Origin of the sequence: Phycicoccus sonneratiae, from assembly GCF_016887965.1 — a bacterium.
In the GTDB taxonomy this organism is placed as follows: domain Bacteria; phylum Actinomycetota; class Actinomycetes; order Actinomycetales; family Dermatophilaceae; genus Phycicoccus; species Phycicoccus sonneratiae.
This window is the reverse complement of record NZ_JAFDVD010000023.1, coordinates 35,110-42,706: the sequence shown is the minus strand read 5'-3', so window position 1 is coordinate 42,706 and position 7,597 is coordinate 35,110. Positions and strand designations below refer to the sequence as shown.

The 7,597-nt window shown below is 69.3% G+C and carries 6 protein-coding genes; 2 read left to right on the top strand and 4 right to left on the bottom strand.

Going from position 1 to position 7,597, the window contains the following annotated elements; genetic code table 11:
- Positions 1 to 1,031: 1,031 nt before the first annotated feature.
- Together JQN70_RS18025 and JQN70_RS18020 are read left to right on the top strand one after the other, a co-directional pair.
- Complete coding sequence (locus JQN70_RS18025) at positions 1,032 to 2,003, top strand: hypothetical protein (RefSeq protein ID WP_204132767.1); 972 nt, start codon at positions 1,032 to 1,034, stop codon at positions 2,001 to 2,003.
- A gap of 619 nt (positions 2,004 to 2,622) precedes the next feature.
- Positions 2,623 to 2,994 carry a hypothetical protein gene (locus JQN70_RS18020; protein ID WP_204132766.1) on the top strand — a complete coding sequence of 124 codons (372 nt, stop codon included), beginning with the start codon at positions 2,623 to 2,625 and terminating at the stop codon, positions 2,992 to 2,994.
- A gap of 140 nt (positions 2,995 to 3,134) precedes the next feature.
- On the opposite strand, the gene JQN70_RS18015 is transcribed toward JQN70_RS18020, so the two are convergent.
- From JQN70_RS18015 to JQN70_RS18000, 4 genes are read right to left on the bottom strand one after another with little or no spacing between them, the layout of a single operon-like run.
- Complete coding sequence (locus JQN70_RS18015; protein ID WP_204132765.1) at positions 3,135 to 6,308, bottom strand: AfsR/SARP family transcriptional regulator; 3,174 nt, start codon at positions 6,306 to 6,308, stop codon at positions 3,135 to 3,137.
- Complete coding sequence (locus JQN70_RS20705; protein ID WP_304622410.1) at positions 6,305 to 6,736, bottom strand: pilus assembly protein TadG-related protein; 432 nt, start codon at positions 6,734 to 6,736, stop codon at positions 6,305 to 6,307. Before JQN70_RS20705 ends, JQN70_RS18015 begins: the two co-directional genes overlap by 4 nt.
- Positions 6,733 to 7,182, bottom strand: coding sequence for a TadE/TadG family type IV pilus assembly protein (locus JQN70_RS18005; protein WP_204132764.1), 450 nt, complete (start codon positions 7,180 to 7,182; stop codon positions 6,733 to 6,735). The genes JQN70_RS20705 and JQN70_RS18005 overlap by 4 nt, the downstream gene beginning before the upstream one ends.
- Positions 7,179 to 7,592: a TadE/TadG family type IV pilus assembly protein gene (locus tag JQN70_RS18000; protein ID WP_204132763.1), complete on the bottom strand. Its 414-nt coding sequence runs from the start codon at positions 7,590 to 7,592 to the stop codon at positions 7,179 to 7,181. The genes JQN70_RS18005 and JQN70_RS18000 overlap by 4 nt, the downstream gene beginning before the upstream one ends.
- Between the last annotated feature and the right edge of the window lie 5 nt (positions 7,593 to 7,597).

The window sequence follows — 7,597 nt, the reverse complement described above, 5'->3', positions numbered from 1 at the left end:
TCGCCTCCGCCCGACGCAACCGTCGGATCTCCGCCCAGTCCTCCACACTGATCACCCTCCACAGGGTCACCGAGGGGGTCCGTTTTCACCCGTCGATTAGGGGTCAGTTTTCACCCGTCGCTGACAGAGCGATCGCAGTTGCCGCCTGAAGGCGCCACCAGAGGTGTCCCGGACGTTCGGGACATAGAGCCATTGCTCCGATCTCCTGATGAGCTCCAGCAGCTCCAGGGCGCGGTCCTCCGAGTGGACGGATTCGCCCCTTCGAGGAGCCCCAAGGTGAGCTGTGACGTGCCGCTGGCTGACCTTTAGGCGAAGTCGTGCCACCCCAGCCTTCGCCTTGAACCTCTTGGCTACGCGCAGGTCGCTGATTCTGACGAGCACCGTTATCCGACGAGCACGGCCAGCCGTTTCCGTCGCCGGTAGTAGGAGGCGAGCCTCTCCATCTGATAGACCTCTGGAGCCGGTCAGGAGGGCCGCGTCAGCCCCATTCATCGTCCAGTCGAGGATCCTAAGAAGAGACGTCTTACCCGCGTTATTTGGCCCCACCAGGAAGCGTGAACGGTGGGAGGTGTCCAACCAAACCTTGCGGAAACCCCGAAGGTTCTCGACTCCAAACCACTCAATATGTGCGCTGACCACGCGCCGGCGCGCAGCCGCACCGCGACCCCGGGGGCCAGGGTGACATTGTCTACATACAATGGTTCGATCCCGGGACGTGCTGCGGTCTGTCGGCCGGATCGGGCATCGCCGGGCGGGGCCGGCCCTCGGCCGGAGGTAATCATCCGGGAGCACTTCGCGGCTGCCTGCCCACTCAGTGATTAGCAGCCAGACAGCCTGACGGCGACTCTGTGCTTCACCGACTGACAGGCCGCTGGTGGCGGTCCAAGCTGAAGTGCTTTGAGGTATTGCGCGTCTGACGTCCAGACATGTCGCGTCTCCGGGAGGGGCGCTGCCCGTTAGGGCTCGGAGGCGCCGCGGCCTTAAACCAACTACAGGATTTGATAAGTACGGGCCCGCAGTAGCCTGCGAGGATGCCGGCCAGAACCAATCCTTTCCAGGAGACCATCGCTCTCCTGCAGCAGGCGCTGGCTGAGGGCGCCGAGGGAACGCGAGTCGAGGAGTCAGCGATGCTGACGGACCGCATCACCCAGACGGCGCGCGAGGTTGACGTGTGCATCTTCACTCGCGTCGCTGGACACGAGGTGACGGTTTCCATCGAGTGCCGCGACTGGAAGCGTCCTCAGGACGTTAGCTGGGTCGAGCAGGAGTACGCGAAGCACCTAAGGCTGCCGACCAACGTGCTCGTCTTGGTCTCCAGTTCGGGGTTCACCCAGGAGGCTCTCGCGCTGGCATCGAGCCACGGGGTGGCCACACTGGTCCCCGGGCCACTGCCGAAGGGCTTCGCCCACAACCTTGACGAGTTGATCAACACACTGTGGCTCAAGACCATCAACGCGACCCCGGTGAGCGCGAGCGCGACCCTCGAAGCGACCGACGACGCCGAGAAGGAGGTCGTAGCCCTGACTGAGGACACGGAGATGTGGAGCGCTGACGGTTCGAGCCTGGGGTCGGCTCGCGAGCAGTCGTGCGCCTTGATAAGCCATGCGCTGAACGAGCAGATTGACGAGGTGCTCCGCGACGCGACCGGTGCGGAGACAACTATGAATGTCGAGGCTGTCGCCGGGCCGCCCCACCCGAACGACAGGTACATCAAGGTGGTTGTCAACGGGAAACCCGTTCTGCGCCGAGTGACGCGCCTAGACGTCCTCGCGCGTACCCGCGTCGAGGTGGTCCCGATGCCGATGTCGCATGCGGTGCTGGGCGAGACCGCGTACGCCCACGGGACGGCGCGAACCAGCACTCACGAGTTCCAACTAGTCACAACCAACCTGGAGCAGCGGGCCGAGCATGGCCCGGGGTGGGGTGCCACTCGGATCAAGCCGTTGAAGCGGACTAGTGGGCCTTCTCGACTCCAGGCGCCCGAAGACGGCGAAGGTTCATAAAGTGCTACGCCTGTTGCCGACCCTCGCGAGAAGGAGCACCCACCGGTCGAACACATAGCCGACGCTACGCGATGGTTCCGGTCTCTTGATCTTCCCCGCATGCCGCCGATGGTGGCGACCACGCGGCTGGCGGATCGGTCGAGGGCATCCAGCACCAAGGACGGCAAAGGTTGGCCGTGCCGTTTGACGCCTGGCTGTTAGCAGGAACACCTGGCGGTGGCTCGGATTCGGCAGTGTGAGAACCGCGCTCACGCAGGTCAGCCATTACCCCCAAGTCGTGGTCGTCGAGTTCGGTGAATCCCGGCCTGCGAGGTTGGCGCTCCAATACGCTGGCGATGGGAGCTCGCCGGTGGTCGAGCCCACAACGGAAGCATCCAGGGCGCCGTGCCCTCGGTCGAGGAGTGACATGGACCTGACAAGGGCAAGCGGCGAGGGGATCGGCGCCACGCTAGACAGGTCGGGCCTGACCTGGAGCTTCGACAAAGATGGCGACGTTCAAGTTGCATTCCGATCGAGCCGGCAGCCATGGACTGACGCCGTGTCCTTCCAGTTGGACACCAACGATTGGCGAGTGCGGGGCCAGTTCCTGAACGCTCGCGCTATCCCGCAAGGCAACGGCATGACGAGGTGGGAGGTTTCACCCGACCGGGGATCCAACCCCACCGCAGTGGCGCGCAAGGTCGTGACCATGTACCTCATGCCTCGACCTGGCCATGTGCTCGTGCAGATCCACGCGAGGATCGAGCCCCTCGAGCAGCCCATAGAGATAAGGGGGATCGCCCCAGAGAGCGCGCAGCTCGTCAAGATCGAGCGCGACTACCCCGGCTTCGTAGGAAGGACGGGTGACAGGCAGTTCTGGATGTCATGTGGCGTCACGGGAACCGATGTCGACGAGTCTGACTTCCTCGATATGGTCGCCAGGGGCAGGGACGTCGGCTTGGCCATGTTCGATGGCCCATTCACGGGCTGGTTGTACTCGCCGGAGCTGTAATTGGTACCGGATCTCGACCTTGGCGTAGCCATGGCGGCACCTTCGCCGCGGTCGACGCAGAGGCATGTGACGAACGTCCGCTCCTGCCGCGATGAGCTAGGAGCCGGCTGTCCAGTACTACACAGTGAGAATCGGTTGCGTCAGCCTGCTCGTTCGTCGGATGCCCACTCGCGTGAATGCAGGATCCGGGTCGTTCGCGCCGGCAGATCTTCGGGAGCGCCGTCGTCGCCACGGTCCAGAATGCCGCTCACGAGCAGATCCCGCGCTTCTTCTGGTTCCTCCGTCTGGGTGACGCGCGCGATGTCGAGGTGGGGTGTGTCCTCGAATGGGGCTGCGAGGACGGAGGTCTCGGCTGCTCGTCTGGCGGTGGGGATGTCGCCGACCTGGAGGGAATGGGTGGTGACGAGATGGGCGACGTCGACGATGGCGCAGGTCAGGTGTTGGTCGAGGCGCTCGCCCTCGAAGAGCCAGGTCCAGGCGCCGGGGCGGAGTTGCGAGAACGGTTGGCCCTGGACGAGGTCGAGGGCGGCGAGGAGGTCGGGGATGCCATCGGTGCCGCGGGTCTGTCCGCGGGCGCGGAGCCGGCGGAACAGATCGGCGTCGACGAGGACGTCCTGCACCTGGTAGACGCCGACTCCGCGGGTCTTTGCGGCTGGGGCCTGACGGGCGTCGGGGAGGTGCTTGTCGCCGGTGCGGGGGTTGGTGCCGAGCCACTCGCGGATGATGCGGGCGTACTCGCGGGCTTTGGCGGGGGTGATCCCCATGGCTTCGGCCAGCTCGTCGGGGGTGGCTCCGTGGGGCCTGGTGGCGAGGTACGCCAGGACGGCGGTCATGTAGGCCTTGCGTTCGGCGATGGCCTTGCCGCGGGTGCGCGCCCCGACCGGTCCGAGGAGGGTGAGCCGGGGCAGGGGGCAGTCGTCGTCGCGCCAGGCGGCGAGGTCGGCGTCGAGGGTGGCGTCGGCGTCGTGAAGGGTGTTGCGCAGTCTGGCGGGGACGTTGGGGGCGAGCGTGGCGAGGTCCTCGGTGGTGGTGGCGGCGGCGTCGAGGTACTCCTGGTCCGGGGCTGGCAGGAGGCTGCTGGTGGGCTCGGTCTCCTGGCCGGGTGGGGTGTTGCGCGGGTGGGTGAGCTCCTGACGTAGCGCGCCGGCTTCGTCGGTGAGGGAGCGCCACCCGTCGGTGGTGGTGTCGTCGACGGGCATGGGTGCGTCGTGCAGGTCGGTGCTGGCGGCGATGAGGGCGGCGCAGCCGTGGGCTTCGTCGGGGGTGAGGCCGACGGCGACCAGGTCGAGCCCTGCGTGCGGGAGGCGGGCGCGTCCGGTGGGGGTGAGCTCGAGGGTGATCCCTTCGGGGGTGGTGTCGGGGGTGGTGATGACGACGCTGGTGCCGGTGGCGCCGGGGTGCTGATGGATGAGGCGGATGAGCTGGGTCAGTTCGGGGGTGGCCGGTGCGGTGGCGTCGAGGAGGAGGAGGCGGGCGGGCCAAGTGTCGGCTCCGGCCATGGCGGCTCTAGCGGTGACGGCGTCGTGGTCGTGAGCTCTGGCGCGGTCAATGGTGTTGACGGCGTCGGCGAGGACGTCGGCGGCGGGGTCGCCGCTGATGTGGTGGGCGCGGATCCGGGTGGGGTTGAGCGGGGCGAGCTCGGTGGCGACGCCGATGCAGTCAAGGGTGACGGTGTTTGACCAGGGGTTGCAGGCGATCTCGGCGGCGAGGTAGCGGGCGTAGTCGGCGGCGTAGGTGGGGTCGCCGGTGAGGGTGAGGGTGAGGTCTTCGTAGTTGAGCAGCCAGGTGTGTCCGGTGTCGCTGGTGCCGATGGTGGCCAGCAGCGGGTAGGGCGCGGGCTGGTCCGGGGCGAGCGGGCCGATCGTGCTGGCGCCGGTGTCGGTGGGGATGCTCCAGCGGGTCTGCTGTCCGAGGTCGGTCCACGGCTGCGGCAAAGCGGCTGGGGTGTCGAAGTGGAGGGTGATCGCGTCGGGGGCAAGCTCGACCGCTGCCACGGAGGGCATCGGCTGGCCGGCGGCGGCGCGTTCGGTGGCGAGCCGGCGCAGGACCTGGTCGAGGTGCTCGAGGGCGGGTGCTTCGGTGGGGCCGAGGGTGGCGATGGTCTTCTCGACTGGCGTCAGGGCCGGGGGTGGGGTGGCGATGGTGCGGCCGGGTCGGCGGTGCCGGAACTGGGCGGCGCGGCGACGTCGGAGCAGCATCCACAGGGATCCGGCGAGGACGGGTCCGCCGACGAGGCCGGCGAGCAGCCACGGTGCGGGCGCCTGTACCTCGGTCTCCGTGACGTCGGGGGCGGATCTGGCCGTCTGACTGTGCTGGGGCGCCTCCGGAGTCAGGGTGGGCGCGGCTGCCGCCGGGGTCGTTGGGACCGAGGGGGTCGACGGGGTTGCCCGGTGCCGGGCCGGTGCGCGGGTGGGTCCCAGCGCGGGAGGCGGCACCGCACCGGCCTCGTCAGGCTGGGTGCCGGGGATGGTGAGGGTCCACCCGGGGAGGATGAGGTCGGGATCGGTCAGGTGGCGCCCGTCGGGCTGTTCGGTGCGCCGGGAGGCGGCGAAGATGTCCGGGTAGCGGTCGGGGTCGCCGAGCTGGTCCTGGGCGATGCCGCTGAGGGTGTCCCCGCGCTGGACCGCGTAGAGGTGCCGCCCGTGCGAGGTTCGCTGCGGCGCAGTGGTGTTCGGGTCGGGCAGCCGAAGGACGGTCCCGGGCCGGAGATGGTCCGGGTGGTTCCCGACGGTGTCAGGGTTGAGGTCGGCGATCTGCGTCCAGCGATACCCGGACCCGAGCTGGTCCTGCGCGATGGACCACAGGGACTCCCCTGAGGTGACGGTGTGCGTCCGGGAGTCATGGCCGCGCTCGTGGTCGGCAAGCACGGCCCTGGGGGTGCCGGTTGCCGCCGACTCGGAGGCGACCGGAGTTCGGTGCGCGACTGCGGCGTGCGCGGCGGGGGCGCTGGTGATGGCGGGTGCGGCGGCAAAGAGGAGGACGGCGGAACCGACCAGGCCGCGGGCGGCGGCCTGCGGGAGCGCGAGCCCGCGCAGGTGCGGGGTGGGGACCCGACGCAGCCGGGAGGCGACCTCCAGGGCGATGGCGGCGGTGAGGAAGGCCCAGGCCAGCCAGCCGACGATGGTGATGGCGGCCAGGGCGAGGGTGCCGTCGTCTGGGCTGGTCAGCGCACCGCGGAGCTGGTCCCAGCTGGGGAGGCTGTCGGGGATGGGGTTGGCACCGATTCCCAACAGCGCCAACGGAACTCCTGCCACAACAGCGATCAGGAGGAGGGCGGCGGCGGCGCCGGTGAGCCGGGCGCGGGTGGTGGTCATTGTTCGACGCCTTCGACGGATCGGGTGATGCGGGCTTGGGCATGTCCGGTGACGGTCATCGAGGTGATGCCGATGATGCCGAGGAACTTGGTGGCGTACACGTCGCGGGTGTCGACGGTGATGGTCTTGCCTGCCCTGATCTGGACGGTGCCGGTCAGGCCGGAGGCGGTCAGGTAGGTCCGGGCGGCCTTGACGGCCTGGGCGGGGCTGGCGGTGGTGCCTTCGCCGCGGATCGCGGGGCCGGGTTGGAGCTGTTGCCCGGCGACGCGGGCGGCCTGGGCGGCGACGGCGTGGGCGCGTTGCTGGGTGTGGACCTGGCCGCCGAGGTCGATGGCCAGCCCGACCAGGACGATCATGGTGAACCCGGTGGTGACCAGCCACAGGCTGATCGACCCACGCTCGTCACGGCAGCCCCTCATGGGGGTCATCGGCGTTCCCGGTAGGTGTCGAGCGGGGAGGACGCGGTCGCGGTGACGGTGCGGGTGCCGGGGATCCCGGGGACGGCCAGGTCGGCCAGGTTGACCGCGCAGGTCACGGTGGCGGTCACCGTGGCGGGTTGCCCGACCGGTGCGGTGAAGCCGCGGGTGTCAAGGCGCACGGTGGTGCGAGTGCAGTTGACGTGCTGGTCGGCCAGGGTGCTGGTGGCGGCGGCGTGGGCGGTGCTCTGGGCGACGGTTTGGGTGCGGGCGATGGAGGCGGTGCGGGCGGCCTGGGCGGCGGCGGAGTCGACCGCCTGGGTGGCGATCGCGACCCGGCCGGCGAACAGGAGGAGAGCGATGAAGAGCAGGAACGCGGGCAGGCCGATCGCGGCTTCGAGCGCGGCAGACCCGTGCTCACCCCGGCGCGGGTGCCGGGTCGGCCTGTGCCCAGTCATTGGGTGATCCGTTCGACGGTGACCGTGGCTGACTGGACCACCGGGGGCGCCCAGGCGGGGATGACGGCCAGTGGGGTGCCGCGCACGGTGATGGTTGCCGTGGTGGTGCTGCGGTAGCCGGTGACGCGGGTGGCGGACAGCGCGTCACCGGCTGTCGCGCTCAGGTAGTCGCGGGCGGCGGCGATCCCGGCGCTGGTGGTGCCGTCCTGCGCGCCGGCGGCGCGGGCGCCCTCCTGCGCGGAGGCCAGGGCGATGGCGCGGGCGTGGTAGTACAGCGCGGCCTGCATCCCCAGGAACATGACCGCGAACAGGGCGGGCATGAGCAGCACCATCTGGATGGAGGTGGAGCCGCGTTCGGCCCGCGCCGGCACGCGCTGGTGTCGTCGCCGCGGTCCCGTGGCCGGTCGCATGATGG

Coding starts and splice junctions, on each gene's coding strand:
- JQN70_RS18025 (WP_204132767.1), top strand. CDS start 1,032: ATGCCGGCCAGAACCAATCCTTTCCAGGAGACCATCGCTCTCCTGCAG.
- JQN70_RS18020 (WP_204132766.1), top strand. CDS start 2,623: ATGACGAGGTGGGAGGTTTCACCCGACCGGGGATCCAACCCCACCGCA.
- JQN70_RS18015 (WP_204132765.1), bottom strand. CDS start 6,308: ATGACCACCACCCGCGCCCGGCTCACCGGCGCCGCCGCCGCCCTCCTC.
- JQN70_RS20705 (WP_304622410.1), bottom strand. CDS start 6,736: ATGACCCCCATGAGGGGCTGCCGTGACGAGCGTGGGTCGATCAGCCTG.
- JQN70_RS18005 (WP_204132764.1), bottom strand. CDS start 7,182: ATGACTGGGCACAGGCCGACCCGGCACCCGCGCCGGGGTGAGCACGGG.
- JQN70_RS18000 (WP_204132763.1), bottom strand. CDS start 7,592: ATGCGACCGGCCACGGGACCGCGGCGACGACACCAGCGCGTGCCGGCG.